The 26,915-nt window shown below is 40.2% G+C and carries 22 protein-coding genes; 9 read left to right on the forward strand and 13 right to left on the reverse strand.

The genetic code is table 11. From position 1 onward, the window contains the following. Positions 1 to 35 precede the first annotated feature (35 nt). Positions 36 to 710 (forward strand): hypothetical protein, encoded by a 675-nt coding sequence (locus B2906_RS09500; protein ID WP_219957420.1) that lies wholly within the window; start codon positions 36 to 38, stop codon positions 708 to 710. Between the two features lie 60 nt (positions 711 to 770). On the opposite strand, the gene B2906_RS09505 is transcribed toward B2906_RS09500, so the two are convergent. From B2906_RS09505 to B2906_RS09520, 4 genes are all read right to left on the reverse strand, one after another. Next, complete coding sequence (locus B2906_RS09505) at positions 771 to 2,480, reverse strand: GMC oxidoreductase (protein ID WP_219957419.1); 1,710 nt, start codon at positions 2,478 to 2,480, stop codon at positions 771 to 773. Then, positions 2,473 to 3,033: a gluconate 2-dehydrogenase subunit 3 family protein gene (locus tag B2906_RS09510; protein WP_219957418.1), complete on the reverse strand. Its 561-nt coding sequence runs from the start codon at positions 3,031 to 3,033 to the stop codon at positions 2,473 to 2,475. Before B2906_RS09510 ends, B2906_RS09505 begins: the two co-directional genes overlap by 8 nt. Before the next feature lie 96 nt (positions 3,034 to 3,129). Beyond that, a complete protein-coding gene (locus B2906_RS09515) occupies positions 3,130 to 5,160 on the reverse strand; it encodes an alpha-L-fucosidase (RefSeq protein WP_219957417.1) in 2,031 nt (676 codons plus the stop codon). A gap of 399 nt (positions 5,161 to 5,559) precedes the next feature. Beyond that, a complete protein-coding gene (locus B2906_RS09520; RefSeq protein ID WP_219957416.1) occupies positions 5,560 to 6,090 on the reverse strand; it encodes an REP-associated tyrosine transposase in 531 nt (176 codons plus the stop codon). Positions 6,091 to 6,275: 185 nt separating this feature from the next. Between B2906_RS09520 and B2906_RS09525 the strand changes: the two genes are divergently transcribed. Then, positions 6,276 to 8,513, forward strand: coding sequence for a TonB-dependent receptor family protein (locus B2906_RS09525; protein WP_144604291.1), 2,238 nt, complete (start codon positions 6,276 to 6,278; stop codon positions 8,511 to 8,513). Here B2906_RS09525 and B2906_RS09530 read toward each other — a convergent pair. Next, positions 8,510 to 8,839 (reverse strand): Rieske (2Fe-2S) protein, encoded by a 330-nt coding sequence (locus tag B2906_RS09530; protein WP_144604292.1) that lies wholly within the window; start codon positions 8,837 to 8,839, stop codon positions 8,510 to 8,512. The two genes, B2906_RS09525 and B2906_RS09530, sit on opposite strands and share 4 nt — an antisense overlap. Before the next feature lie 171 nt (positions 8,840 to 9,010). Between B2906_RS09530 and B2906_RS09535 the strand changes: the two genes are divergently transcribed. Both B2906_RS09535 and B2906_RS09540 read left to right on the forward strand, forming a co-directional pair. Further along, positions 9,011 to 9,757: a hypothetical protein gene (locus B2906_RS09535; RefSeq protein ID WP_219957415.1), complete on the forward strand. Its 747-nt coding sequence runs from the start codon at positions 9,011 to 9,013 to the stop codon at positions 9,755 to 9,757. Between the two features lie 339 nt (positions 9,758 to 10,096). Beyond that, positions 10,097 to 10,444 carry a GxxExxY protein gene (locus tag B2906_RS09540; RefSeq protein ID WP_219959488.1) on the forward strand — a complete coding sequence of 116 codons (348 nt, stop codon included), beginning with the start codon at positions 10,097 to 10,099 and terminating at the stop codon, positions 10,442 to 10,444. A 271-nt stretch (positions 10,445 to 10,715) separates the two neighbouring features. On the opposite strand, the gene B2906_RS09545 is transcribed toward B2906_RS09540, so the two are convergent. Genes B2906_RS09545 through B2906_RS09555 form a run of 3 tightly spaced genes read right to left on the reverse strand, consistent with a single transcriptional unit; the run spans position 10,716 to position 13,565 of the window. After that, positions 10,716 to 11,858, reverse strand: a complete 1,143-nt coding sequence (locus B2906_RS09545; RefSeq protein WP_219957414.1) for a cysteine desulfurase family protein — start codon at positions 11,856 to 11,858, stop codon at positions 10,716 to 10,718. A 24-nt stretch (positions 11,859 to 11,882) separates the two neighbouring features. Beyond that, positions 11,883 to 13,277 (reverse strand): phosphoglucosamine mutase, encoded by a 1,395-nt coding sequence (gene glmM / locus B2906_RS09550; protein ID WP_144604295.1) that lies wholly within the window; start codon positions 13,275 to 13,277, stop codon positions 11,883 to 11,885. Positions 13,278 to 13,334: 57 nt separating this feature from the next. Next, positions 13,335 to 13,565 (reverse strand): hypothetical protein, encoded by a 231-nt coding sequence (locus tag B2906_RS09555; RefSeq protein WP_091653308.1) that lies wholly within the window; start codon positions 13,563 to 13,565, stop codon positions 13,335 to 13,337. 72 nt (positions 13,566 to 13,637) lie between these two features. Between B2906_RS09555 and mazG the strand changes: the two genes are divergently transcribed. Then, complete coding sequence (gene mazG / locus B2906_RS09560; RefSeq protein WP_144604296.1) at positions 13,638 to 14,441, forward strand: nucleoside triphosphate pyrophosphohydrolase; 804 nt, start codon at positions 13,638 to 13,640, stop codon at positions 14,439 to 14,441. 345 nt (positions 14,442 to 14,786) lie between these two features. On the opposite strand, the gene B2906_RS09565 is transcribed toward mazG, so the two are convergent. From B2906_RS09565 to B2906_RS09575, 3 genes are all read right to left on the reverse strand, one after another. Next, a complete protein-coding gene (locus tag B2906_RS09565) occupies positions 14,787 to 15,911 on the reverse strand; it encodes a glycosyltransferase (RefSeq protein WP_219957413.1) in 1,125 nt (374 codons plus the stop codon). Next, complete coding sequence (locus B2906_RS09570; protein ID WP_255590423.1) at positions 15,887 to 17,035, reverse strand: glycosyltransferase; 1,149 nt, start codon at positions 17,033 to 17,035, stop codon at positions 15,887 to 15,889. The genes B2906_RS09565 and B2906_RS09570 overlap by 25 nt, the downstream gene beginning before the upstream one ends. A gap of 157 nt (positions 17,036 to 17,192) precedes the next feature. Continuing rightward, a complete protein-coding gene (locus tag B2906_RS09575) occupies positions 17,193 to 18,323 on the reverse strand; it encodes a glycosyltransferase family 4 protein (protein WP_286938762.1) in 1,131 nt (376 codons plus the stop codon). 559 nt (positions 18,324 to 18,882) lie between these two features. Between B2906_RS09575 and B2906_RS09580 the strand changes: the two genes are divergently transcribed. From B2906_RS09580 to B2906_RS09590, 3 genes are all read left to right on the forward strand, one after another. Continuing rightward, entirely contained in the window at positions 18,883 to 19,623 is a 741-nt protein-coding gene (locus B2906_RS09580; RefSeq protein WP_286938770.1) for an exonuclease domain-containing protein, read from the forward strand. Positions 19,624 to 19,709: 86 nt separating this feature from the next. Continuing rightward, positions 19,710 to 20,045: a BRCT domain-containing protein gene (locus B2906_RS09585; protein WP_144604300.1), complete on the forward strand. Its 336-nt coding sequence runs from the start codon at positions 19,710 to 19,712 to the stop codon at positions 20,043 to 20,045. 100 nt (positions 20,046 to 20,145) lie between these two features. After that, a complete protein-coding gene (locus B2906_RS09590) occupies positions 20,146 to 22,590 on the forward strand; it encodes a S8 family peptidase (protein WP_144604301.1) in 2,445 nt (814 codons plus the stop codon). Here B2906_RS09590 and B2906_RS09595 read toward each other — a convergent pair. Next, on the reverse strand, positions 22,587 to 23,624 hold the full coding sequence (locus B2906_RS09595) for an AAA family ATPase (protein ID WP_219957411.1): 1,038 nt from the start codon (positions 23,622 to 23,624) through the stop codon (positions 22,587 to 22,589). The two genes, B2906_RS09590 and B2906_RS09595, sit on opposite strands and share 4 nt — an antisense overlap. A gap of 1,129 nt (positions 23,625 to 24,753) precedes the next feature. Beyond that, positions 24,754 to 25,008 (reverse strand): helix-turn-helix domain-containing protein, encoded by a 255-nt coding sequence (locus B2906_RS09600; protein ID WP_144604303.1) that lies wholly within the window; start codon positions 25,006 to 25,008, stop codon positions 24,754 to 24,756. Positions 25,009 to 25,136: 128 nt separating this feature from the next. Here B2906_RS09600 and B2906_RS09605 point away from each other — a divergent pair, with 128 nt between their 5' ends. Continuing rightward, a complete protein-coding gene (locus B2906_RS09605; RefSeq protein WP_144604304.1) occupies positions 25,137 to 26,696 on the forward strand; it encodes a cysteine peptidase family C39 domain-containing protein in 1,560 nt (519 codons plus the stop codon). Positions 26,697 to 26,915 lie beyond the last annotated feature (219 nt).

Raw genomic sequence — 26,915 nt, forward strand, 5'->3', positions numbered from 1 at the left:
GCTCTAAATCAATCTTGGATACCAATCAACTCATTATGAAAAAAGTTCTTTTTCTTTTCATTATTAGCTTATTTACCTTTCAAACTTTAAGCTTTGCTCAATTTGATAAAGGTAAATTTTTGGTAATTGGATCTCTTGATTTGACAAATGAAAAATTGAGGTATGATAACAATCAGATTGCAGGTTCAAACTCGACTATAATTTATCCAATTTTCGTAAGAGAAACTTCATTTGAAATAAATCCAACGCTAGGGTATTTTGTGTCGGATCTTTGGGCCATTGGACTTTCTGGAGGAATAGGTTTTGGCAAGGGATTGATCAAATACTCTCCGTCTTCAGTAGTCGAAGAATCAGTTGGGAAAACAAATACAGCTAGTCTCGGAGTCTTCATGAGAAAATACTGGGTTTGGACTGATAAATTTTCCTTGTTTGCCGAATTAAGTGCAAAACATAATTGGGGTTCTACCAGGCAAAAAATTAATAATAGTAGTTCGCAAGAAGCTAACATTTTACCCCATACTTATACTGCTCAGACTGGCCTTGGAGTTAACTATCAAATATTTCCTAAGCTAGGAGTAGAGCTTAATATTCCAATATTATCCTTTTCTAGTGTTCTCAATGGTTATAATTATGGGATGGACCCCAAGTCCAAATCATGGAATTTTGCTTTCGCAGATAACATAAGGCTTGGGTTCAACCTTCTATTTTGAAACAAAAATCCCAAGCCTAACGACTTGGGATTTTCAGATTTCTCACTTTAGCTTTCTGACTTATTTCTTACTTTCAGCCACAGCATGATGCGCTGCTCTCGCCGCAAAGGCCATGTAAGTCAATGATGGATTTTGTGTGGATGTTGAAGTCATAGAGGCTCCATCTGTCACATAGACATTGGGAACTGCATGCAGCTGATGATGGGCATTGAGAAGGGAGGTTTTGGGGTCTTTACCCATTCTTACACCACCCATTTCATGGATGTCCAAGCCTGGAGCCCTATGGTCATCCCTAGTGCGGATATTAGTTACCCCGGCTTTCTCAAACATCTCCGTCATTTGCTCCAGATAATCTTTGACCATTTTTTCATCGTTATCATCGTATTCCACTGAGATTTTCAACTGGGGCATGCCCCACTCATCCTTCAGATTCGGGTCCAAAGCCACATAGTTGCTTTCTTTAGGAATGGTCTCACCCATCATATGGGATCCTACATACCATGGGCCATATTGGTCTGGATTGAGAAGACTGTTTTTCAAATCCATTCCCAAACCTTCTGTATTGGGGCGTACTCCACGTCCGGCAGAAAAGCCTGCTGCATATCCCCGCAAAAAGTCTGTTTCCTGCTTATAGACATTCCTAAACCTTGGAAAATAGCCACTAGTAGGTCTTCCTCCTGTGGTAGTATACTCCTCCAAGCCTTCGAATTCCCCAGACACTCCTGCTCTATAGTTGTGGAAAGCTACATATTTGCCCAAGAGTCCATTGTCATTACCCAAACCATTTGGGAATCGGCTGGAAGTGGAATTCATCAGGATCAAATTGGAATTCAGTGCTGCGGCATTTAGGAAAATCACATCCGCGTAGAATTCTTCCATTTCTTTGGTCAGTCGGTCAATAATTCGAACCCCACTTGCTTTCCCCTTTTCTTCATCATAAATGATAGAATGAACCACAGCGTCTGGTCTTAAAGTCAGGTTTCCTGTTTTCAAAGCCCAAGGAATCGTGGATGAATTGGAGCTGAAATACCCTCCAAATGGGCAGCCACGTTGACAGAGATTCCTGTTTTGACACAGAGCTCTTCCCTGCTGCGCAAAGAAATCTGCATTTCCATGAATATGCGCACAACGGGCGGAAATCATATGTCGATCTCCTCCATAATGCTTTTTGAGTTGCTCCTGAAAATATTTCTCCATCACATTCAACTCATAGCCTGGCAAAAATTCCCCATCAGGCAAGGTATCCAGTCCATCTCTATTTCCAGAAACCCCGGCAAACTTTTCCACATGGCTATACCATGGCGCTAGATCCTTATAGCGAATTGGCCAGTCCACCGCAAAACCATCCCTTGCAGGACCTTCAAAATCAAAATCTGACCAGCGCTGCACTTGCCTAGCCCAAAGCAATGATTTCCCTCCCACCTGATAGCCACGAATCCAATCAAAAGGCTTTTCCTGTACATAAGGGTGCTCCGTGTCCTTTACGAAAAAATGCATGGCGTCTTCCCGGAATGCATAACATCTGCTGACCACGGGATTTTCTTTTTTGATATCCTCAGGAACCTGCCCCCTATGCTCAAATTCATATGGAAGCATGTTGGTAGTGGGGTAATCCTTGATATGCTCCACATTTCTACCACGCTCCAGCATCAAAGTCTTCACGCCTAAATCACATAGTTCCTTAGCAGCCCAGCCTCCACTGATACCCGAGCCGATTACAATGGCTTGATAGGTTCTTTCCTGCTTGCTTTTAATATTCAGATTAGCCATTGATTCTTGGTTTTTGAAAATCAGAAATTAGCACGGCTCCATTGTACTCTCCGGGAATCAGAGAATAAGGGATGATTTCTGTTTGAATGTATTCGGATGCCATGTACCCTTGTATGGTCAGGCGCTTGGTTGTATTGAGAAAATACTGAATATCTTGTTTCACTTTTCCTTCCTCGGTGTCGTCGCCCTCTAGCATCAAGCCTTCTTTGACCTTGGCTTCTTTTTCTTTGGGAGAAAGTTGATCAAATTCCTTTCCTGTAAATTCAGGAAACGCTCTTAATCCTTTCATAAATCTGGACTGAGACTCTTCCTCCATACAATCATTGACCATGACTAAAATGAAATCGGGAACAGCCAATTCAAGTGCTCCTTTGATTTCACCTGCCGGAATTATAGTATTGGAAATGGCACCTAGAAGTTCTTTTTCAGAACTCTTCACTTTCAGTTTTTGATAGGCGGCCAAGATATCGTCACTACTGAAATCACAGGAAGGGATCAAAGCCAGCCCGCCTGAAATCAGCGCAATATGCCGCAAAGCATGACGTCTATTCATAGGTTTAAATTTTGGGTTTTATGCTAATCGAAGCAGAAAGTAGGGAATTTTCATCCAATATCCCAGATAAGATAGGATACTGGAATTCCTTTTTGATCAGCGGGTTAAAATGCCCAACTCCGCAAGAGTCGCAGCCTTACCATCTGCCGTTTTCAAGGCTTTTAGTTGAATATACCTGGCGTTAACTGGATTGAACCTTTTGAGCTGTTCAACTGGACTATTGACGACATTGGAAAATTCTCCGGAGCTGACTTCTTTCCAATTTTTCCCATCAGCACTGATTGAAAAAGAAAAGTTGGTAATATGACCGCTGGGATATCTGGCCTGCATTGGCAAATAACTGAAGCCTTTAATTGCTTTTACCTCTCCCAAATCCACGCTGAATACATTTTGATCCAAGGTCACAAATGTTGAAGCCTTTTCATCAATTCCTTCTTCCTGATCCGCCTTCCACAAAGCCTTTGAGGGGCCCAGATTTTCTGTTAACACTTCGCTTGATTCTTCTGTTGTCGGATCATAAGACCGAACTGTTAGCGTAATTGCATTTTCTACCAGAAAAGGTTGATTATAGGTAGTACTCGGTTCCGAACCATCCACAGAATACAATAAATCGAGCCCTTGATCTGGTGAAATCAGGGTGACCATTCCTGACTTTTCTCGTTGGATTTTGGGAGCTTCCAACAATTTGGGAGCATGATAAATCTTAACTTCGGATATCACCGGGATATCTTTTCCATCAGTAAATCGCACTCGGATTTTCTCGGCTGTTTGGTCTTCAAAACGAAGTATGCGCTTATAGCCCACTGTAGTTCCATCCGCTATAATTTCCCAAACTCCATTCACTTCCTTTTCTAACACAAAAGATTTTACGCGCTGTCCCAATGGCGTATATTCCTGAATCAGGAGACGGTTGAATGTAGTTTCATCATTAAATTCCAGCTCTAAATCTGCCTGAATCTGCCCATCTGGAACAGTCCAATAGGTGGAATAATCTCCATCAGCAGCCAAACTAGCTTCGAAGCCATCTCCCCGTTCTGCACTTCCAGTGACGCTAGCCCCTAAAGCCAAATTTCTTTTAAAATCTTCCCGGATTTTTTCAGCAAATCGCAAAATAGCCTCCTCGTCATTTTCGTGTATCAAACCCCTTCTATCCACAGGAAAATTGATTAATAGAGAAGAGTTTCGGCCAATGCTTTTGTAATAAATCTCCATCAGTTCCGGCAAGGTTTTGACCTTATGATCCTCATAGGCATGATAGTACCAACCCGGCCGAATGCTGACATCTGATTCTGCAGGAACCCATTGCGTTCCATTTTCTTGTCCAGCTGCCCATTTTTCGGAATACTCCGGCATCCCTGCATATACCGAATCACGGTAGAGATTTGACCAAGTAGTTTCGTAAGCAAAGCCATGCTCATTTCCAACCCATCGAATATCAGGACCGGCATCACTAAAAAGCACCGCATTGGGTTGAAGTTTTCTAACCAACTCATGTGTATTTTCCCAGTCATAATAGGTCAATTTATCTACCTTCCGGGTTTCATTGGCGCCTCCATACCAACCATCCCCACCATTGGCACCATCAAACCACACCTCAAAAATATCCCCATAATTCCTCAATAGTTCGGTGAGCTGATTGCGCATATAGGTGATGTACTCAGGTTTTCCATAATCTGGGTGATTTCTATCCCAAGGGGAATAATAAATCCCTACTTCCAAACCATATTCCCGACAGGCATCCACAAATTCCTGAATCAAATCTCCTTTCCCTTCACGCCAGGGACTATTTTTAACTGAATGCTCTGTGTAAGCGGATGGCCAAAGGCAAAATCCATCGTGATGTTTAGCCGTAATAATAAGGCCCTTCATCCCTGCCTTTTTTGCTATTCTTGCCCATTGTCGGGCGTCCAACTCGGTCGGATTAAACTGCTCAGGAGACTCGTCACCAAACCCCCATTCCCTGTCCGAAAAAGTATTCATATTGAAATGAATAAATCCATAATACCCCATTTCTTGCCAGACGATTTGCCGTTCATCGGGAATAGGATAGACGGGTTCCGGAGGGGATACTTTTTGCTGGCAAAAGCTAAAAATCAGCAAGAAAGCAATAGGAAGTAGATTTCTCATAAAGGCTATTTAATATGGAATACTACATATTTTTTAAAGAAAAGGAAAGAAGGAACTTAAAGGCTGCCCTTTCGTAAATCTTTCTCTATCAATGTCACGGGTAAAATCATCAACCCACTGATGCACAGTAAAAGTTACAAAATGAACTGCCCCCTGATCCAGAATTTGATATGAAATGCCCATGAGGAAAAATCTCACACAACTTGTCCCGTCCGCCGCGGCGGATCGGGAGGGTATGATTATCCTGGGCATTCCATCTGACCACTGAAAAACAAATTATAAACAGATGAAAAAGCCATAACAAAAATTAAATCTTTCGGATTGAAAATTCTTTTCACCATGTTCCTCGGAATTTGCAATTCCGAGGCAGTTTTGTAGGATTTATAATCCGCTTTTTTACTATCCAAACACCTCTAATTCTAGTTTACCTTTTCTAATACCGTAAAAATCTGCGGCACTACTCCAAAGGTATTCCTCCTCTTTTTCTACAAACCCAGCTCTTACAGGATTTAAATGGATATAATTTGATTTTTGAGCAAAAAATTCTCTAGAATAAATTTCCTCACCATGATATCCTTCCTCCCAAAACCAAATTCTATTCTCTATACTAAGCATTTTACTGAGCCATTCCCGCCTGCTTTCAAGGGGATTTTCTTTGATTAGAGAAAAAAGACTTTTAGCAGTAAACTTTTTAAAATCCCTTATGATATCACTTAGATTTTCTTCTTTGGCTCTTAAAATCAAGTGGCAATGATTTGTCATCAAAACCCAGCTAAAAATTTCTAATCCTTTATAAATTTGACAATACCTTAAACTCTCCACGATTTTTTCTCTATAGATATCACGGGTAAATACATCAACCCACTGATGCACAGTAAAAGTTACAAAATGAACTGCCCCCTGATCCTGAATTTGATATGAAAAAGCCATAACAAAAATTAAATCTTTCGGATTAAAAATCCTACGATAGGACTTCGGAATTACAAATTCCGAAGAACCGAAGAGCCGAAGATTTTTGAGAGCATTGAAAAACAAAATCTGATTACTTGGCTTATTCTCAGTGGACTTTATACAAAACCCTGAACCAATCTGTCTTAATACTTGTATTTTCGAATATGAAAATTCTTTTCACCCTACTTATCGCCCTTAGCGCCAGTTTCTCGATAGCCCAAACTCAATTTACTATTCAGGATGCAGATACTCAGAAACCCTTAGAGAAGGTACTCATTAGAGTAAACGATAAGAGCTTTTTTTCTGATCAAGAAGGAAAAGTCCAGATTCCTTTCTCTGAGCCAATATCCGCCATATTTTTCTTAGAAGGCTATGAAACCATCCAAGGAAATTTTGAGCCTGGATCTTATATTCTACGCCTCAAATCTTTGTCCTATTCTTTGTCGGATTTTACTGTTACGGCTTTTGAAACAGAAAGACCGCTTTTGAAACAGTCAGCTGCAATCAGTTTGGTAGGGGAACAGGACTTTAGCCGCTTTAATGAGACCTCCATTGTCAATTCCTTTAATACCAAACCGGGAGTCCGAATTGAAGAACGTGCACTTGCTTCATACAGGGTGTCGATTCGGGGAAGTTCTCTCAGAGCTCCTTTTGGTGTTCGAAATGTTAAAATCTATTGGAATGACGTTCCTTTCACGGCCCCTGACGGAACTACCGCTTTGAATTTGTTAGACCTCAGTAATATCCGAACCGCAGAAGTGATCAAAGGTCCTTCCGGAAGTATTTACGGTGCGGGAAACGGAGGAGTAATCAACCTTAAAAGCCCTGCTGATCCCAAAGGAGGATTGGTTTCAGCAGAATATGGCGGAGGATCTTTTGGATTAAATAGAAGCAGGATTGCGATTTCTCAACAAGTGGGAAAGGGAGGCTTTGAAGCTTCCTTGGTGAAGCAAAAACTAGATGGGTATAGAGAACACTCTGCTATGGACCGAACCGTTTTTCAGCTGGGAGGATTTATGCCTGTTTCCCAAAAGCAGGAGCTAAGAACTCAATTATTGGTTTCTGATTTGGATTATCAAATCCCCGGGGCATTAAATGCACAGCAACTAGCCGAGGACCCTAGACAAGCAAGACCGGGTTCTGTCAACCAAAATAGCTCTATTGCCCAGAAGTCAGTGTTTGCCTCATTGGGTCATTTATATAGATTTTCTGAAAAGGCCCAGAATAATACTACCCTTTATCTCACTACTAACGATTTTGAAAATCCCTTTATTCTGGATTATAAAAAAGAGCTGGGCTTCGGATATGGAGGTAGGTCGAGGTTTACCTTTGACTGGAACTTGGCAGGAAAGCCATTCAGAATAATAGCTGGTGGAGAATATCAAACAGCTTTGACAGATGCCCAGAATTTTGGAAACAGAAATGGCCTAGCTGATACAGTGCGCTTTGCGGACAAACTCAAGGCCACCCAAGGCTTTCTATTCCAGCAAGCCGAGTGGGAGCCTACAGAAAAAATCTTGCTGACTCTCGGTCTTAGCCAAAATTTTTCCTCTTTCGAAATAGACAGACAAATCAATGCTTCCGGTGGACCGACGGGCTTACAAACCCGGACTTTTGACCCTATTTTGATACCCAGAATAGCAGCCAACTATTCTCTCAACACCTATTCCTCCATTTTTGGTAGTATCAGCAGTGGATTTTCTCCTCCAACTATAGACGAGGTAAGGACTAATGAAGGCAGCTTGAATTTAGATTTGGAAGCTGAAAGAGGAGTCAATTATGAGTTGGGATATAGAATGGGCAAAAATCGCCTGAATGTAGATGTGACAGCCTTTTATTTCAGGCTCAATGAAACTATCACAACTTTCACCAATGAACAGGGTGTAGTACTTTTCAGAAATTCCGGCTCGACTGACCAAAAAGGAATTGAAGCAGCTATCGATTATGTATTTATTCAACAAGCAGTGGGCTTTATTAGAAACTTTAAAGCAGGAACAGCCTTCACTGGTCATTACTTTCAGTTCAAAGATTATGAGCAAAGAGGAAATGACTTTTCAGGAAATGACCTGACAGGAGTTGCACCAAATAATCTGGTCAGCAAATTGGATTTTCGGTTTGCAGGAGGCTTTTACTTGAATTTTACCCATCAGTTTACTGACGAAATCCCACTCAATGACGCTAATACCGTTTATCAAGATGCCTACAACTTGGTCAATACAAGGTTGGGAATTATTCAAAATTTGGGAAAAAGAACCGTGATTGAATTGTATGCCGGGGTAGATAATCTTTTGAATGAAAGTTACTCTTTGGGAAATGACCTCAATCCTTTTGGAGGAAGATTCTACCAACCCGCTCCCACAAGAAATTATTACGGTGGACTTAAAGCCTCTTTCCGTTATTAGGAGTCAGGAACTGTAATTTTCAAGCCACCTTCGGTCAATATTGCAGGGAATACTTCCAAATCTCGGCAGTATCCTGCTTTTACCTGTCCGGTCTTCAAATCAAATCTGTATTGGTGTAAGGGGCAGATAATCTCACCCTGACCATTAATATTCGCCTGAAGCAGGGAGGCTCCTCTATGAGGACAAGAGTTTTCAAAAGCATAAAACTCTTGGCCTAGGCGCATAACACCAAGAATTTTTTCACCCAAAGCAACCCTCTTTATGACTCGCTCCGGAAAAAGTGACAGCACCTGATCTTGAGAGTTTCCTACTGTATAGTCCTTCATAGAAATTGTTTATGCCTAAAATGGCTCCTTTTTACCAATCAAAAAGTAAAGATTGGTTTTTATTGAATTGTTTTGGAATTTAAGTGAAAGAACTAATCAAATTTAGAAGTATAACGTATGTTTTAAAGCTGAAATACAGCTCTAAACAGTTTGGCTAAAATTATAAACCCTATGAAAAAGTTTCTCTTTTTACCCCTGCTTATGCTTTTCGGAATGGGCTATGCTCAATCTATTGAAGGAGCTTGGAAAATGACCCATCAAAATGGTCAGCCTGTTGAAGATGTAGAATACATCAAAATTTATCAGGACGATTACTTTGCCTTTGGTGCCAAGAAAATTTCAGATAATCATTTTCTAGGTGCCGGGGGAGGGCCTTTTGAGCTAAATGGCGGCAGTTATGTAGAAATTCTGGATTTTTTTACACTAGATCCATTTCAAGTCGGAACAGTCAATAAGTATAAACTGGATTGGGTGGATGGAAAAATTGTGATCAGTTCAGAAATCAATGGAAACATGTTGGTTGAAATCTGGGAACGAGTGTCCGATTCGGAAGATGATCTCACCGGAAACTGGGTAATCACAGGAAGAAAAAGAGGAGAAGAAATCTCCAGAAATACTCCTGGAGCTAGAAGAACCATCAAAATACTCTCTGGCGGCAGATTTCAGTGGGTCGCATTTAATTCAGAAACAAAGGAATTCTCTGGTTCCGGAGGCGGAACATATACAGCCAAAGACGGGAAATACACTGAAAATATTACGTTTTTTTCCAGAGATGACTCCAGGGTTGGAGCAAGCCTAAGCTTCGATTATGAAATGATCGATGGAGAGTGGCATCACAGTGGACTTAGTTCTACCGGCAGTCCAATCTATGAAATTTGGACTCCCTATGCGATCGGATATCCAGGACCAAAGATGTAAAGTCTGAAATATTAATTCTGAAAGCTGAAAATCCATCAACCTGAAATAAATACCTTTTTTCAGGTTATTCAGCTTTGGTTTCCCTTAATTGTTAAGCCAAAGGAATTAGTTTTTTGATTAGCTAATTTTTAATCTTATGCATGAAAATGAGATAACTTTTATCGTCAGGGGTGCGATTTTTAAACCCGCATTATGCATTAGAATCTGTAGTGAGAGATCAAACAGCAATAAAATCAAGCATTTGGCGAATGAAGCATAGCAACGCTACGGTGATTGAGCTAAATGCAGCAAAGCGATTGATTTTGAAGCGGTTTGGACTCGTAATAAGAAGTCTAATGCATATTTCGGGTTAAAGTCTACAATACTCTGGGACCAGGTCTACTAGAATCCAGCTATGAGGCTGCTTTGGGGTATGAGTTGGTGAAGTCCGGATTAAATGTGGAGCATCAAGTGGGGCTTCCGATGGTATATGAAGAACTCAAGCTGGAAGTTGGATACCGAATTGATTTACTAGTCGAAAAAAAAGTAATTGTAGAAATAAAACCCCTGGAAAACCTTCATGAAGTTCACCATAAACAAATCCTTACTTACTTGAGGCTCTCAGGTATTAAAGTGGGCCTATTGGTTAATTTTAATACACTTCAAATTGATAAAGAGATTCATAGGAAAATCAATGGCAATCTTTAATTATTTCCCACAGATTTTCTCAGATTTCTGACACAGATGCCCACTGATCCTATTCTTAAACTTTGTTTTAATCTGCGTGAATCTGTGATTTTTTCTGTGGTAATCTGTGGGAAAAAAATCAAAGTTGAAAACTAGTCTTGGTATAATATAGGAGGCTAATCATGATTCAAATAGGAATTTAAGTAGTTAAGCCTGAAGCCGATTTCAATGGTCCGTAATTCGCCCTTCGTAAATCAAAAATAAAAAAGGAGCCTTTCAGCTCCTTTTTCTATTATACTTCTACAGGGTAAAGCTCTTTAAGTTTGCCAATTGTGTAATCTACTTCTTCTATATTATTAAATCTGCTGAAAGAAAATCTCACAGAATCTCTTTCCGGATTATGATTCAAAGCTCTTAGCACGTGGGATCCAACAGTTGCTCCAGAACTGCAAGCAGAACCTCCCGAAGCAGAGATTCCTTCCAAATCCAAATTGAACAACAACATCCCCGCATTTGCCTCTGAAGGAGGAAGACTTACATTCAAAACTGTATACAAGGAGTTTTCCAAATCAGCAGACATTCCATTGAATTCTACTCCCGGAATTTCGGCTTTGAGCTTTTCTACAAAATGCTTCTTCAGCGCTTTGATATGAGACTCATGCCCTGCCATATCTTCATATGCAATTTCAAGCGCCTTAGCTATCCCGATGATTCCGATGACATTTTCAGTTCCCCCTCTCATATTCCGCTCCTGAGCTCCACCATGAATAAAAGGGTGGATTTTTTTATCCTTCCTTACATATAAAAACCCGGAACCTTTAGGTCCATGAAATTTATGCCCGCCAGCTACTAAGGCATCGATTGGCAGACTCTTCAAATCGTGCACATAATGACCCATGGTCTGTACGGTATCAGAATGGAAAAATGCACCGTACTCTCTCGCCAAAGAGCCAATTTTATTCAAATCATTCAAATTGCCAATTTCATTATTGGCATGCATCAATGAAATTAGACTATTTGGATTGGCTTTGAGCAAGGCTTCCAACTGATCCAAATCAAGCTCACCTCGCTCATTGACATCCAATTTGCTGAGTTGTATATGCCCTTTTTGCTCACAAACTTCCAAAGTATGAAGTACCGCATGGTGCTCTACAGGAGAAGTGATAGCATGCTTGATCCCATGAGTTTCGATCCCACAAACCAAAGCCGTATTGTCCGCCTCGGTGCCCCCAGAGGTAAAGAATATTTCTGCTGGTGTGGTATTTAGCAATTCCGCTACCTTCTTTCTTGATTTCTCAATTGCGGAACGAACTTCCCTTCCATGGCTATGAACCGAGGAGGGGTTTCCGTAATGGTTTTTCATAAAAGGAAGCATGGCTTCGATCACGCGATCGTCCATTGCTGTGGTGGCGGCATTGTCGAAATAAACCTTCATCTCTTTAGGGTTGGGTGGGTATTATCAAATCAAAGAAGCACTTACTACCTCTTTTATATCTTGCATAATTTTCTTGGCTAAATGCTCAGCAGTAGCCTCAGAGTCAGATTCAGAGTAGATTCTAATGATGGGCTCCGTGTTGGATTTTCTCAAGTGAACCCATTCTTTATCAAACTCGATTTTTACTCCGTCTATATCATTGATCGGCTGCTTTTTGTACTTGTCCTTGATTTCTGTGAGGATTTTATCCACATCGATTTCAGGAGTCAGCTCAATCTTATTTTTCGAAATATAATAATTCGGGTAAGATGCTCTTAATCTGGAAATTGTTTTTCCGAATTTGGCCAAGTGAGTAAGGAACAAACCTATACCTACTAAAGCATCTCTTCCATAGTGAGAAGTTGGATAAATTATGCCTCCATTTCCCTCTCCACCAATGACCGCTTCAGACTCTTTCATCTGATTTACCACGTTGACTTCTCCTACCGCAGCAGCAGTATAAGTACCGCCTCTTTTTTCAGTCACATCCCGCAAAGCACGGGTAGAGGAAAGATTAGAAACAGTATTACCCGGTGTTTTGGAAAGAACATAATCAGCCACTGCCACTAAGGTGTATTCTTCTCCAAATGGCGATCCGTCCTCATTGATGAAAGCAAGTCTATCCACGTCTGGATCGACTACAATTCCCAAATCAAAACTTCCTTTTTCGAGTTTTTGGGAGATATCCCGAAGGTTTTCTGGCAAAGGTTCTGGATTATGTGGGAAATGGCCGTCAGGAGTGCAATACATTTCTTCGATGGTCTCAACACCTAAAGCACGTAATAATTTTGGAACTGCGATCCCACCAGTGGAATTAACTGCATCCACCACGATCTTGAAATTTCTGGCTTTAATCGCCTCCACATCCACTAATTCCAAGTCCAAAACATGCTGGATATGTCGATCAATGTAATCATCGATTTGGGTGTAAGCTCCTAATTTTTTGACTTCAGCAAATGAAAAATCCTCATTTTCTGCTTTTTCAAGGATATCTATCCCTTCAGCATCTGAAATAAACTCTCCTTTCGAGTTCAACAGTTTCAATGCATTCCACTGAATTGGATTATGACTAGCTGTCAGGATAATCCCTCCACCTGCTTTTTCCAAAGGAACAGCAAACTCTACTGTGGGAGTTGTGCTCAAGCCCAGATCTATGACATGGATTCCCAATCCTTGTAGGGTTGCAGATACCAATCTGGAAATCATATCTCCAGAAAGTCTTGCATCTCGGCCAATGACTACCTTGGCATTTCCGGTTTTTTCCAAAACCCAAGCACCATAGGCTGAAGTAAACTTGACCACATCAATGGGAGTAAGACCCTCTCCTGCTTTTCCTCCGATAGTACCTCTGATACCAGAGATTGATTTAATTAATGACACGTACAGAAATTGGTTTAGTACAACTTAAAAAAGCCCTGCGTTGGCAGGGGCAATAATTTATTTGAATTTAGCGAGAACTTTATCTACTTCATTGTCAGGATTTCCGCAACTGCTGTTGGCGTCTACGGTTTTTCCGCAATAAGAACAGGTTTCTCCATCCTTGTTCAGATAGGGGTTTTGAGAGGCACAAGTGCCTTTAAATTCTCCGTTTTTAAGGAATATGAGCCTTACAGACATCAAAACGAAGAATAATGCCACGAAGCCCAGTGTTATTAATACAGTTGTCATAACGGATAAATTTGCGCAAATTTAAAGCTTTACTTCGAAAACGACCACAAATCAAACTTAGTTTCCCAAATCATGTCGAATTTGAGTACTCGGGCTGAGCAACTTGCAGCCTTCGACCGACTATTAACCATCATGGATGAGCTTAGGGATCAGTGTCCATGGGATAAAAAACAGACCACAGAAAGCCTGAGGCATTTGACTATTGAGGAGACTTTCGAGCTTTCCGATGCGATATTAGAAGGTAATTCTGAAGAAATCAAAAAAGAATTAGGTGACTTACTGTTACATATTGTTTTTTATGCCAAGATCGGTTCTGAGGAAGGGAACTTCGATATCGCTTCTTTGACTCATTCGCTTTGCGAAAAATTGATTAGGAGGCATCCTCACATCTATGGAGATACCCAAGCAAATGATGCGGATACAGTCAGTCAGAACTGGGAAAAAATCAAACTTCAGGAAAAAGGAAATAAATCTGTCCTAGGGGGAGTTCCTAAATCATTACCTGCACTGATCAAAGCTATGAGAATCCAGGAAAAAGCAAGAGGCGTGGGCTTTGACTGGGAAGAAAAACATCAGGTTTGGGAAAAGGTGGAGGAGGAAATGCAGGAATTTAAGGAGGAATTCAATGCAGCGGCTGAAGAAGAAATAGACAAGGAAAAAGCTACTGCTGAGTTTGGAGATTTGTTGTTTTCATTAATCAATTATGCGCGCTTCATTGACATCAATCCTGAAGAGGCACTGGAACGAACTAATTTAAAATTTATCAAGCGCTTTCAGTATTTGGAAAATGCGGCTAAAGAATCTGGTAAAAACCTTTCTGAAATGACCTTGGCAGAAATGGATGTGTATTGGAATGAAGCTAAGGGGAAAGGGTAGGTTAGAAAGCTAAAATCAGAAAGCTGAAAAAGGCAAGGTTTGATCTATCGTAAAAGAAAAATAAAAAGTTTGGTCGTCACTGCGAGCGAAGCTTGCGGAGCGCGGCAGTCTCATAATCTCTCGCCGAGACGCAACGACGCAGCGGTTTAGGTCTCCCGCGAAGAAAAGAAGTTGCAAAGTTCTTTATAAGCTATGCTTTCTATCATTCCTCTGTGGTTTAAAAAAATAGTTTCTTGAGACGTAAAGGCGAAGCAATTTTTTATTTTCCCTCAATAGTCTTTGAGTTTTTCTGTGAAGCCTCTACGTCCCTCGAAAATCAAAATTGAAAAATCTCAGATCTTAAAATTACTTCCGCGCCAACTCCCGAAAAACCTCCAAGTACTGCTCCGTCACATAATCCCAATTATATTTTTGAATAAGGCCATCCTTTGCTGTTTTTCGAAGAGATTCCATTTTTTCTGACTCTGATTCTGCCTTGGCTACTATTCGTCTAACTGATTCAGCATTCTTTTCAAAATACCAACCATGCTTGCCATTCTGAAGCATTTCCTGATTGAAAGGAGTATTGAGAGCTAGAATCGCACAACCATATCCCAAAGCTTTTAGCATAGCAGGATTAGTGCCGCCAAACTCATGCCCATGAAAGTATCCAAAGCAATGAGAGTACAAAGCCGCTAATTCATTGGGGTCGGTCACATAGCCTGTAAATAGCAAGCGAGGATCCTGAATGTTTTTCAGTTGAGTGGCCCATTCATCCGAAAAGGGCACATCTCCTACAATCACCAATTTTTTGGAGGAATCGGATTTCAAAAAACCTTCGATAATCAAATCAGCATTATTGTCAGGTACCAACCTCCCTACAATCAAGAAATAGGTCCTTGATTCCAGTTTCCATTTTTCCAAATAGCTTTGAGAAACACTTTCTTTTGGATTGGCTCCATAGGCAATGACTTTGGAGTCTTTATTGAAAAGCTCCAGATACACCCTTCTCATTTCATCTGAGTCATTGATGATTTGATCATAAAATCGTGTGGCCATTTTTGAAGCCCAATAAAAATACTTGGAGCCAAAGCCTTTCCATTTGGGTCTCAACCATTCCAGTCCATCCACATTAATCGCAGTGGGTTTCCTGAAAACCTTGGAAATTATTCCAAAAGGACCGTTTCCGGAGTTTACTACCAAGATCACATCCACATCCGAAAAACAGGCGTGAAGCATGGAAAAAAAAGTATGAGTCAACTGAGTAAGACTTTTGGACTCAATGGCAGGGGTGTAAATGCATTCTATACCATTCACAAACCGGGGCCTTTTTGGAAATAGTGCACGGTGATTATACACCCGCACATGCACTCCTTTTTTTACCAAGCGCTCTCCGAGTTCCTTAATCATGGTATCATACCCACCGTATACATAGGGGTATCCTTTGGCACCCATGATGGCAACTTTCAATTTCTGTTCAGATGCTGCCATATGTGCTTTTTAATTTTCTCTTCGAATGATTCCAAGCTGAACTCTTCTAAAACCCGAACTCGGCCTGCTTTACCCATTTCTAGCCTTAAATCCTCACTTTCTATCAACTGACTGATAGCTTCTACTCCTTTTTTCACATCTCCTATGGGGATCAAAAATCCACTCTTGCCATCTTCCAACATCTCTGAGGCTCCGCCTGACAGAGTTGCTACAACAGGCTTTCCCGCTGCCATCGCTTCTAAAATCACCGTAGGAAAAGAATCAGGTAAAATGGAAGGTAAAACAAAAATATCCATAGCTGCCATTAGCTCCGGAATATCCTTCCGAAAGCCCAGATAGCTCACTTTAGACTCCAAATGATTACTTCTTATCTCTTCGTGAATTTCTTCCAATATTGGTTCATAACCGGGATAAGGATCTCCAACTAACAAAAAATGGGTTTCCGGATATTGCTGAGAAAGCTGCTTCGCCATTTCAAGAAAAAACAATTGCCCTTTACCAGGATTAATGCGACCCACCATTCCTATGCAGACTTTCTTTTCCGCTACTCCTATTCTCTTTTTAGCCTGATCTACATTTTCCAAAAATGCCTGGTAAGGAATACCGTTATGAATTACCTGCACTTTTGATTTTCGAAGTAATTTTTGCCAATGGGCTGCAACGGCTTCTGAAACAGCTATAGGCTGAGGAGTACCTTTGTCCAAAAGGCTGCTCAGCAATTTGACCAAGGGTTTGGGGCCTGGTATAATCTCGTGGATGTGCCAGGTATGTGGAATGTTTTTTCTTCGGGAAAAAATTGAGCCTATAATTACCGCCAACGTATTGGAATAAACCAATTCAAATTGAAATTTCTCATGGAGACTTGAAAGGAAGCGATAAGCCTTAAGATTTTTATTAGCTCTATTAATTAAGCCTAGTGGGCTGACGTATTTTCTTCTCAGAATTCCGAGATTGAAAATATAAACAGGAATCCCCAATTCGCTCAAATAGATTTCAAGAGGCCCTTGATGGGGTATAACGACAACAGGATTAATACCGGATTTTTGAAGTGCCTTGATAGCTTCTAGAAAAATTCTGGAAGAACCGTATAAATCCGCTGAACTTGTTAGAAAAAGGATATTCAAAACCTTGCTGATTCCTGAACTTTGAGGAGAAAATGATTCTTCAAAACAATGGTGTGATGATTAAACCATAGAAGAATTGGGACTAAAAGTACGATAAAACTGATTTATTTTGAACCTATGTAAACATTTTGGATGATTAAGGAGAAAAGGAGTCTTTCTACTCAACCAAACTCGGTTCTAGAATTTTCCTTTGGAAGGCTTCAATAAATTTTTGAGCTGAAAATTCCTGAGATCTTATTTTCCCTTTAGCCTTCATGCTTTCACAAAGTTCCTTTTCCTGATCCAGATGAATCATTTTTTCCAGCAAGTCCTCCTGATTTCCGGTTTGAAAAGAAAGGCCTGCACCTCCTGCCACTTCCAACAAGGCTTCCTGATCTGAGTGAATCACCGGTAGGCCAAAGCCCATGGCTTCAGGGATTGGAATACCAAAGCCCTCATTTTCTGATGGAAAAACATAAGCAAAGGCATTTTCATACAAAGCCTTAATTTCCCCATCTGTCAGGTATCCCGGAAGAAGAATTTTTTCCTTCATTCCCAATTCTTCAATCAGGCGCTCCACTAATGGTAAATCATTCATTTGCGCACTTTGCCCCGGGCCTCCAACCAAAACCATCTTTTTGTCCGAAACGGTAAGTCGTACGAAATCCGCAAAAGCTTTCACCAACAGAGGCAGTTGCTTTCGTTTATCAAAGGTACCTATATGTAAAAAATAGGAGCTTTTCGTCAGCAGTAATTTCTTGATAATTGATTGGTCACTAGCCGCCTTCAGACTCTTGGGGGTTTGATAGATCACTGATATCGGCCAGTTTTTACCTAAGTGCTTTTCAATTGAGATTCTGGAATATTCAGTAGTTGTGATGATTTCGGTTTTTTCTCTCAGTCCTTTTTTTATCAAGCTCAAAAAGTACTTTCTCCACCATCTCGGGTAATTCTGTGGCATTTGCCAGAAAAACGCATCGTGGATGACTGTTAACCTTCTACAGGGAAGAGATGCTGCCGGCGAGACAAAATCAGGGCAAATCAGAACATCCGGCTGGTGCTTTTTGACCAAATCAGGGAGCTGAAACTCCTTCCATCTCAGGTAATCCAGGTGATAGTTGAGTCTTTGAATTTTGGTTTGCGGACCCTTGAAACTTTGATCCTTCACCTGTTCATCCGGCTCATGGGTAAAGATCCATTCTATCTCCTTATGGGGATATTTTCGGGCCGCTTTTGCCAATTCCATCATGTATGTTTTAATACCTGTGGTGGCTACGTTGAGATATTGAAGGTCAAGTAAAACTTTCAAACTAATGCGTTTTTCTCAAAGTTAATGGATTCTTCCATACTCCCTCACGGAATATCCAATCATCCACCAGCTGAGCCAAGCGACATAGGTATACATTTCTGCATTTGCCACAAATAGGGGTAAAAGCTATCCAACCTTTGTAGCCGCACCGACGAAGGCGATCCGAGCCTTGGGTGTAGAATCTGTTTCGTAAAAAACCCGTAAAGTCAAGATCACCATTAACCTGTTAAATCTAGCGAATCACCTTTTCCTACCCTATTCGACTCAAATTCTTTTTCCCTTATCATGACCTTGTAAAGTGGTAGGGCCAGAACTGATTTACATGGATAATTTCCCTATTGAACAAATCCATTTTAAACTTTTAGATGGGTTTTCGATGAAAAATACCCTGTACTGGGTATTTTTTCCTCCATGAAATTCCTTTTCTTTGAGCAGGAATTTTAATGGAGAAAATTGTAGGTTTTGACTTTTTCAAAGCATTAGTTAAAGTCAATGCACAATTGGACTCCTTACTAAGTCCTCACTACTTGGAAATGTTGGAAATTATAAACCCTCGCCCATGAGCTGGTTTAAGAACAATTTTAGATCGAAAGACAAGATTTCAATTACTGTAGAAGGAGTAAATCCTCAAACCGAAAATGAATTTCGATTTCTCAACTTTTTAGAACGTGAGCAGGTCTTTTTTCTGGAGAAATGGTTTGAGCAGTCCAAAAAGTTAGGCCATCAGTTTAAGCCACAGTATTCAGATGCAATAGTGCAGAAAATCAGAACAGGCAAATTTAGCAACCCACACAGTTTCCCTGAATATTTCAACTCTGAATTTGATTTTATAGCCATTGATTTCGAAACTGCCAATAATAATAGAGTGAGTGCATGCGCTTTGGGTTTGGCATTTGTTAAAAACAACACCTTCGTGCATGAAGAGAAACACTATATTCTCCCTCCTGCTGGTGAAAAAATTCTAAGTTCTCATGAGCGATTTCATGGAATTCAAGAAGAGGACCTAGAATTTGCACTTGATTTTAAAGAGCTATGGGATTTAGAGTTTTCTAAATACTTTAATAATAATCTGATCGTTTTTCACAATTCTAGTATGGACTTGAGTGTTTTGAAAAGTCTATTCTCCTACTACAAAATAGAGGATTTCAGCATTGATTACATAGATACCATGAGGCTTGCCGAAATATCGGGTAAGCCAAAGAAATTAACTGAACTTGCAAATCTGTTTGAAGTTCCCATCATTAAGCATCACGACCTAAAGAAGATGCAAAGGCATGCGCGAATATTTTTAAGGAGCTGAAAGAACTTGCTCCTAATTATAGAGAGCTAATCCAAAATGTTAATGTCGATAATTTAAGGGATAAAGTATCCTCAAATGCGGTAACCTTGAAGATTCAAAATTACAACCTTGATATTATCTCGGAATATTATATTTCAAAAAAAGAGCTTGAGGATCTCCAAATCGAAGGTTCAGCATTCCTTTTCACAGGGGAGCTTACGGAGGACAGAGAGGACTGTAAGGATTTTATTGTGGGGTACGGTGGTCTAATTAAATCAACCATAACGAGTAAAGTAGATTATGTGGTTGTTGGAGCTGAATACGGCTGGTCGAAAATTCAAAAAATTCACCTCCTGAATTCCGAAAGAAACCTCCGAATTAGGCTTCTTTCGAATGCTGACTTTCTACGATTGAAAGAAAGATACGAGAAGTTAAATTTCTAGTATGAAATCAAGATCAAGCAAACGGGAGATAGCCCTCTCAATTATAGCCTATTGATCTTATATTTCAATTAATTGTCTTTTCATTTTTAACCTTTCCGGTATGCCAGACTTTCCACACCTATTTTACTCCAAAAGCCCAGCGAAAATCAAGGGTTTTAAAAGAACCAGAGGGCGAGATACTAAAAATGAAGAACAGAAGCCAGAACCATTACCTCCCATATCCGAGGAGAAAAAACGTTTTCTGGTAGCGAAACTTGATGCATATAGCTCAGCATCACGAAATAGAATCAAAAGTAAAACGCTTGAAGTCCCAACCAATATCGATTTAATTCAAATCAATTTTATAGTCACTTTTGACCGAGAACTGGAAAACCACTTTTTTGGAAGATATAATTTTTCCGCAATTGAAAGATCCAACTTCAATAGAAATGTCCTCTTTAGTATAGGAAAGGAGGATGATTTTCAAACTTTTAGTACGGATATTACTGCTATTAGTAGCCTCAGTGAAGGTGAGGATCATCGAAATCAACCTTATTCCCGATTGGCCTTGATCAGTGATTTTTATCTTTTGGATTCCAAAGGAAGGAAAGGGGTTTTATCAGGTCAGGAAAGCTTTAACTTGACTATCTGCGATATATTGGAAAATCCAGAAGCTAGGGTCCAGCTTAATTTTATGACCGATTATTTAAAGTCTAAAGGAGTTGAAATAATTGGCAATCGGGTGGCTCTGAATCTTCTTTTTCTCAAAAACGGCTTTCCGGGGCTGGACCAGATTCTTGTTGAGAACTTTGACATCATAAGACTGATCACTTCTGCCAGGGTACCCTTGATAAAACCTGGATCTGTAGCCACCCCGATCCGTAGTTATGGGTTTAAAGTAGTGATTGACGAGGACTTGCCAATAGTATGTGTAGTAGATACAGGAATTCAGATTTCGGTAGAGCCGATCAAAGATCTATTAACGCCAATCTTCATTGACCACACTGGCAAAGCTCCCTATTGGGATGATTCAGGGCATGGTACGGCAGTGGCAGGTCTTATTGCATTCGGTACTGATTTTTTTAATACATCTTTGAGGGAAATTCCCGCAAAGGCAAGATTGGCGGTGATAAAGGCCATCCATCAAGAAAACGATGATTTGAACATTGTTGCCTTAATCAATGACATTCGGGAACTCCATCTTAGTTACGGGATCAGGATTTTCAATATCTCCTTAAATCTTCCCGGTTCAAAACCTTACAACGGACCCGTAGGTAAGTTTGCGTACGAATTGGACAAGCTCGCTTATGAATTGGACATCCTTATTGTCAATTCAGTTGGCAACTATAGTTTGGATGACATGGATTATTGGGTGTTTGATGGCTCTTTAGATCCTGTTGCTCAATACCCCTCATTTTATTACCAAACGAATCCGGAAATTCCTGGTCATTCCTGTGAATTTACTAATCTGCAAGAGCCTGCGGAATCCATGAACAACATTTCTGTTGGAGCCTTGGCAGGAAATTTCGAAAATGGAGTCACAGATGGGATTACCCCTGCCAGAGAATATCCAGCATATTATTCCCGAAAGTTTCATTGGGATATCTCCATCACGATAAATGGTTCAAAGCTTAAGAAAAGCCAAAAGAATAAGCACTTGGTAAAGCCAGACTTGGTATTTGAAGGTGGAGATTATCTGAGTCAGGAAGCTGCCATGGAAGTGCTCACCAGTCCCCAAGATAATTCGCCCTACTATGGAAGACTGGCCGGGACCAGTCTGGCCACTCCTTTGGTCACCTCCCTGATAGCCCAATTGGTAAAGGAGTATCCAACGCTTCAGATGACTTCCATTAAAGCATTGCTGATTAATGCTGCTCAGTCTCCCGCTGGGATAAATCCACCACACTTTGATTCAGCAGATGGTAAAAAATTGTATCGTAATCTTATTGGCTTTGGACGGCCAAACCCTGAAAGGCTAATAGAAGGCAATTCGGATTCCATCACTTTCGTAATTGAGGACCTCATTACTTTCGGTGATTTCTATTCCTTTGATTTGAGATTTCCGGATTGGGTGCTGTCGACATCCAACAAAATTGAACTCACAGCTACATTGGTTTACAAATTCCTTCCCGTCCCAAACAATCATTTAGCCTACCTTCCCCTGCACATCTCTTTTGGAATATTCAGGCCGGTGGATATTTCTATTCTTTCTCAGAAGGATTTAGAAAATTTCCAATTACGATCAGGAGCCTCTTGGGCAGAAGATCACTTTGGAGTAGAAGACAGGATATTTTCCAATGTTCAGAAGCTCGCTTTTCTTATTTCCAGTCAGCACTTTGATCCTGATAACCCTTCAGTTTCTATTGCCATTCGTTGTTATGGCAAGTCAACTATTCCGGAATTGGCTTTAAGGCATTTGCAAAATGAAAATCATCCTTTCTCATTAGTGATTAGTCTAAAGGAAATCCCAAAAACGAAGAAGTCCAAGCTTTCAGGTTCGCTTTATAATGATGTCATGCTTTTGAATGACCTTCAGGCAATTGCAGATTTGGAGGCAGAAAATTAGACTTTACCGGAATTACTGATTGCGGTTTTTTCTTCCTCAATCAATTTTTCCCAGATTGCTTTATCAATCTCAACTTTAGCTGGTACCAAATCAGTCTCCAACTTATAAAGACTCCGCTTCATAGCCGCGATAAGTGTCTTTTGGATGCTATAGAAGGACAGCCCTTTTGCCTTCTGGATCAATCTTTTGATTCCTGATTTGCTATCCAAGGTAAATACCCCACGCTTGAGGGTTAATTGGATTAACTCCTCAATTTCATGATCGGTGGGAAGCTCAAATTCAATCTGGGTATCAAACCTTCTAATTAAAGCATCATCCAGCATGCCAACCTGATTGGTGGCAGCGATCACAATTGTGGACTGAGGTAGGTAGTCAAACAATTGAAGGATGGTATTCACCACCCGCTTCATTTCGCCATGATCTTGGCTGTAATCCCTCACCTTGCCCAAGGAGTCAAACTCATCCAAAAACAGAATATAATCACCTGAGGCAGCCATTTTAAATATCTTCGCAAGGTTTTTACTGGTTTCCCCAAGTTTGGAGGAGACGATTGCTCCGAGATTTACCACCAGTAGGATTTTTTCTAGTTCCCCAGCAATGACATAGGACGCCAAAGTCTTCCCGCAACCCGATGGACCATAAAATAGGATTTTATGAGCTATGGGTAGATCCAATGCTTGAAGCAGGTTTTTTTTCCGATGCTCCAGAATAAAATGATCCAGCGATTCTTTGATTTGAGGAGCGCAGATTAGGTCAGATAGTCGGTAGTCCGAGGTGACTTGGTCAAGAATCAACTCATCTACCCCTTTACTGTTTGGAGCTTCAAATCGGATTCCCGAACTGGTCTTTAGGGATCCTCCCGAGGAGTGATGGCGGATAGCTTCTTTCAGAATAGACTGTAGCTGTATGGCCAGATTGGTTTTTTTGCTTTTTCGGGCATGCTCGATCATCTCCTGGAGGGAGTCCTTTAGCTTTTCTTGGTCATTTTCAAGACCAAACCGGGCAATATCTTTGATGTAATCGAACTGTGTCACTTGCGGGCGCGCATTAAATGATTTTGATTTGCGAAAATCACTCCAATTATTCTGCGATATTCACTAAAATTCGCGAAAATCACCAAAAGTATACTTACAAAGTAAGCATTTTGTTGACAAAGTCTCTTGCCATCTATTAAAAACTAATCAAGATTGTTGAATTTGAATAATGAATTTTGGAAACGGTGAGAAAGCAATTTGATCTTTAGAAAAAAAATTGAATTCAAGGACTGAATTTTTTTGACCTTAAGCCAAAAATATCCACTAGTCGAAGACTAAGCTTTAAGAAACAATCCGATAGGACTGAGCGTCAAGAATTAATTCAGAGGATTAATCTAGCGAGTAGCCTGTCCTGAAAACGAAGTGTGTCGGGAAGCCAGGGTGCATGGAGGCCATTTACCCTTGGGCCAGGATGCAGGGCGGGCAAATTCCACCCAGTCCAAGCGATAATTTGACTACAGAGAAGAGGGGTGTCATATTTTGTTTGACTATAAAAAGAACTAGACTAGACTGTATGTTCCCTAAGCACGTGATGACCGGTAAATAAGAAATGTGACCATTTTGGGGAAAAAACATTCAAATTTTCTAAGTTATTTCCCATTCAAGAATTTAAATTCTTCATGCCGGTTTGCTTCTTTAGCCAGTTCGATTTTCTCTTTGGATTCTATTTCCAATCGTTTGGTTCTTTCCTTCTCTCTAGTTAATAAGAATTTAAAGAGGCCAAAAATTCCAGGACATAAGATTAGAAGTATAATTGTCCATCTGTTCCTAACCGCTTAAATAACTGTACCAGTTTTGTTGCCTAGACTTAGGAACTAACTGAAGTAACCTTGATAATTTTATTGACAGAAATCTGGACAAATTTGGAAAACAAAGTCCTAGATCTGGAAACCAACAGATGAGGGAATGAAAAGGAGTTTAGGTGTAATAAAATATTTCCTTTGAAAATTTATCATTGGTCTAAATTGAATAGGAACCCTTCAAATTACCAAATAGTACTTTATAACTTCAGAGTTCGAATGACAATGAGAAAGTGATAAAGTGTAAAAAACTAAGATATTATTTTTGATAATATTGACAAAAAATTTTTTAATTATTCATGAGCTAATTCAGGTTTTTAGAATTTAAATCATTTGGTTCTTAAATTTATCGTTTCTTCAGGGATAGTGGGCTTAGTTAGAAAGATTCCTTCTTTTTCAAGAAGTCCATTGATGTCTATGTCATAAATATCTCTAATTTTAGACAATAGGAGGATATTTGGAATCGTTTTACCACTTTCCATATTGGATAAGGATTTTTGAGAGATTCCAATTAGGTCTGCAACTTCCTGTTGTGACATTTTTTTTTCTTCACGAATTTTCTTCAAATGACTTCCTAAACACATAAAAGATTAATAAGTAAAAAGTTACTGAAAATTAGAAATATCTTACTAGGAGTATACCTAAGGATGTCTCAAATTAGTATTCAACAATTAAAATCAAAAAGAAATTTAGATTTTTTAGTTTTTTGCTTATGGAAAATAGTCTGATTTGCCTCAAAAATTTATTTGAATTAGTTAATCTACCTTTTACTAGAGGATATTTAAAGGAAAAATTGCTCACTCATCCTGAGCCGGATTCCTTACTGGCTATATCCGATACTTTGGCCGAATACAAAGTAGAAAGCCTTGCTCTCCAAATGGGAGAAGATAATTTGGATCAACTTCCCCTGCCCTGTGTGGTTCAGGTCAACAAAAATCCGTATCCTTATTTCACTTGTTTGACTCAAGTCACTGAAGATTGGGTGGAATATTTGGATGAAAGGGGAAAACTGATCAAGCAAGCCCGAAAAGAATTTGTGACCCTATGGACTGGGATAACTCTGGTGGTAGAAAAAGGAGAGCATTCCGGAGAGCCTAGATATTCCCAGCGAAGGAAGGAGCAGATGATCTATCAATTCCTTCATTATTTCCTTGGTGCAGTCGGACTAGCTTGTATCCTTGGATGGGATAATAGCACTTCCTATTCACTTGAAGCGATAGCACTTTTCATAATAAAGCTAACAGGCCTGGGTATATCGGCCATTTTGCTCTGGTCAGAGGTAGATAAGAAGAATACTGCAATTACCCAATTTTGTGGAGGTGGAGATCAATCATATTGCAATTCAGTCATTGACTCCTTTTCAGTAGCTGGACTCATTAGCTTGGGTAATCTGGCCTTTGCTTACTTTTTGGCAGGCACTTCCCTACTCTTGATTAGTTCATTTTCTGGATCGGCTCTAGCGTTGTTGGGTTTCCTTAGTATTTCCAGTTTGGCGATTATCCCATTTTCGCTGTACTATCAGGGCGTCAAGCTAAAAAAATGGTGCCGCCTCTGTCTTTGGATATCCGGGATTTTAGTAGTGGAATTGGCAGTCAGTCAATTTCTCTTGCCTGATTTAGCCTGGCTTGCACTCAGAGAATTGGGACTGTTTTCATTTGTTTTCTTGACTTCTGCCCTGGTCTGGATCAGCCTTAAGCCTTACTTGATGGCTCAAAAAGAGCTATACACTACCAAAAGCAAGTTGGCCAAGATTCTGTCTAATAAGGAGCTATTCGATCAATTCCTGAGCAAGTCCAGACAGATCACTTCTAATCCCGAAGGGTTGGGGATATTCCTAAAAGGGGTAAATCCGAAATACAATATCTTAAAAGTCTGCAATCCCTACTGTGGTCCCTGTGCCCGTACGCATCCCCTTTTGGAGAAGCTCTATGAAGCCGGGAATATTGATTTACAGATCGTATTTGTACCCGGAGGAGGAGATGAGATAAGACTAAAGACTATCCGGCATCTTTTGGGGATTGCTTCTCAAGGAAATTTAGAAATAACCCGCCAAGCTTTGGATGAGTGGTATAGTCAGGAAAAGAAAGATTATGAAGTCTTTTCGGCAAAGTATCCACTCTACGGAGAACTGGCAAGGCAGGAATCCAACCTCAAATCCATGCTGGACTGGGCAGAGAAGGAGCAGATTACCCATACGCCTACGATTTTCATCAATGGCTATGAATTGCCATCGACCTATGCAGTGGAGGATTTGAAATATATCTTAAACTAAAAAAAAGCTGCTAATGCAGAAAATAAATATTCAATCGCGATGAATAGTCACAGTCTTCGGTGACTCAAATGGTCGGAGGGTTAGCTTATCAAATAAAATCAATTAGTAACAATTTAAATCCATAAAAACTATGAAAAAATTAAGCTTAGAAATGCTCAGACTCAGCACCAATGAGGTTTTGGAAAGAAGTCAGATGAAGAAAATTACTGGTGGGTATGG

Source organism: Algoriphagus sp. UBA3586 (assembly GCF_002376385.1).
Classification (GTDB): domain Bacteria; phylum Bacteroidota; class Bacteroidia; order Cytophagales; family Cyclobacteriaceae; genus Algoriphagus; species Algoriphagus ornithinivorans.

Excerpts from the sequence above, each read along its gene's own strand:
- B2906_RS09530 (WP_144604292.1), bottom strand. The coding sequence starts at position 8,839 with ATGAAGGACTATACAGTAGGAAACTCTCAAGATCAGGTGCTGTCACTT.
- B2906_RS09580 (WP_286938770.1), top strand. The coding sequence starts at position 18,883 with ATGAGCTGGTTTAAGAACAATTTTAGATCGAAAGACAAGATTTCAATT.
- mazG (WP_144604296.1), top strand. The coding sequence starts at position 13,638 with ATGTCGAATTTGAGTACTCGGGCTGAGCAACTTGCAGCCTTCGACCGA.
- B2906_RS09545 (WP_219957414.1), bottom strand. The coding sequence starts at position 11,858 with ATGAAGGTTTATTTCGACAATGCCGCCACCACAGCAATGGACGATCGC.
- B2906_RS09515 (WP_219957417.1), bottom strand. The coding sequence starts at position 5,160 with ATGAGAAATCTACTTCCTATTGCTTTCTTGCTGATTTTTAGCTTTTGC.
- B2906_RS09535 (WP_219957415.1), top strand. The coding sequence starts at position 9,011 with ATGAAAAAGTTTCTCTTTTTACCCCTGCTTATGCTTTTCGGAATGGGC.
- B2906_RS09510 (WP_219957418.1), bottom strand. The coding sequence starts at position 3,033 with ATGAATAGACGTCATGCTTTGCGGCATATTGCGCTGATTTCAGGCGGG.
- B2906_RS09590 (WP_144604301.1), top strand. The coding sequence starts at position 20,146 with ATGCCAGACTTTCCACACCTATTTTACTCCAAAAGCCCAGCGAAAATC.
- B2906_RS09555 (WP_091653308.1), bottom strand. The coding sequence starts at position 13,565 with ATGACAACTGTATTAATAACACTGGGCTTCGTGGCATTATTCTTCGTT.
- B2906_RS09600 (WP_144604303.1), bottom strand. The coding sequence starts at position 25,008 with ATGTGTTTAGGAAGTCATTTGAAGAAAATTCGTGAAGAAAAAAAAATG.
- B2906_RS09505 (WP_219957419.1), bottom strand. The coding sequence starts at position 2,480 with ATGGCTAATCTGAATATTAAAAGCAAGCAGGAAAGAACCTATCAAGCC.
- B2906_RS09525 (WP_144604291.1), top strand. The coding sequence starts at position 6,276 with ATGAAAATTCTTTTCACCCTACTTATCGCCCTTAGCGCCAGTTTCTCG.
- B2906_RS09520 (WP_219957416.1), bottom strand. The coding sequence starts at position 6,090 with ATGGCTTTTTCATATCAAATTCAGGATCAGGGGGCAGTTCATTTTGTA.
- B2906_RS09605 (WP_144604304.1), top strand. The coding sequence starts at position 25,137 with ATGGAAAATAGTCTGATTTGCCTCAAAAATTTATTTGAATTAGTTAAT.
- B2906_RS09500 (WP_219957420.1), top strand. The coding sequence starts at position 36 with ATGAAAAAAGTTCTTTTTCTTTTCATTATTAGCTTATTTACCTTTCAA.
- B2906_RS09565 (WP_219957413.1), bottom strand. The coding sequence starts at position 15,911 with ATGGCAGCATCTGAACAGAAATTGAAAGTTGCCATCATGGGTGCCAAA.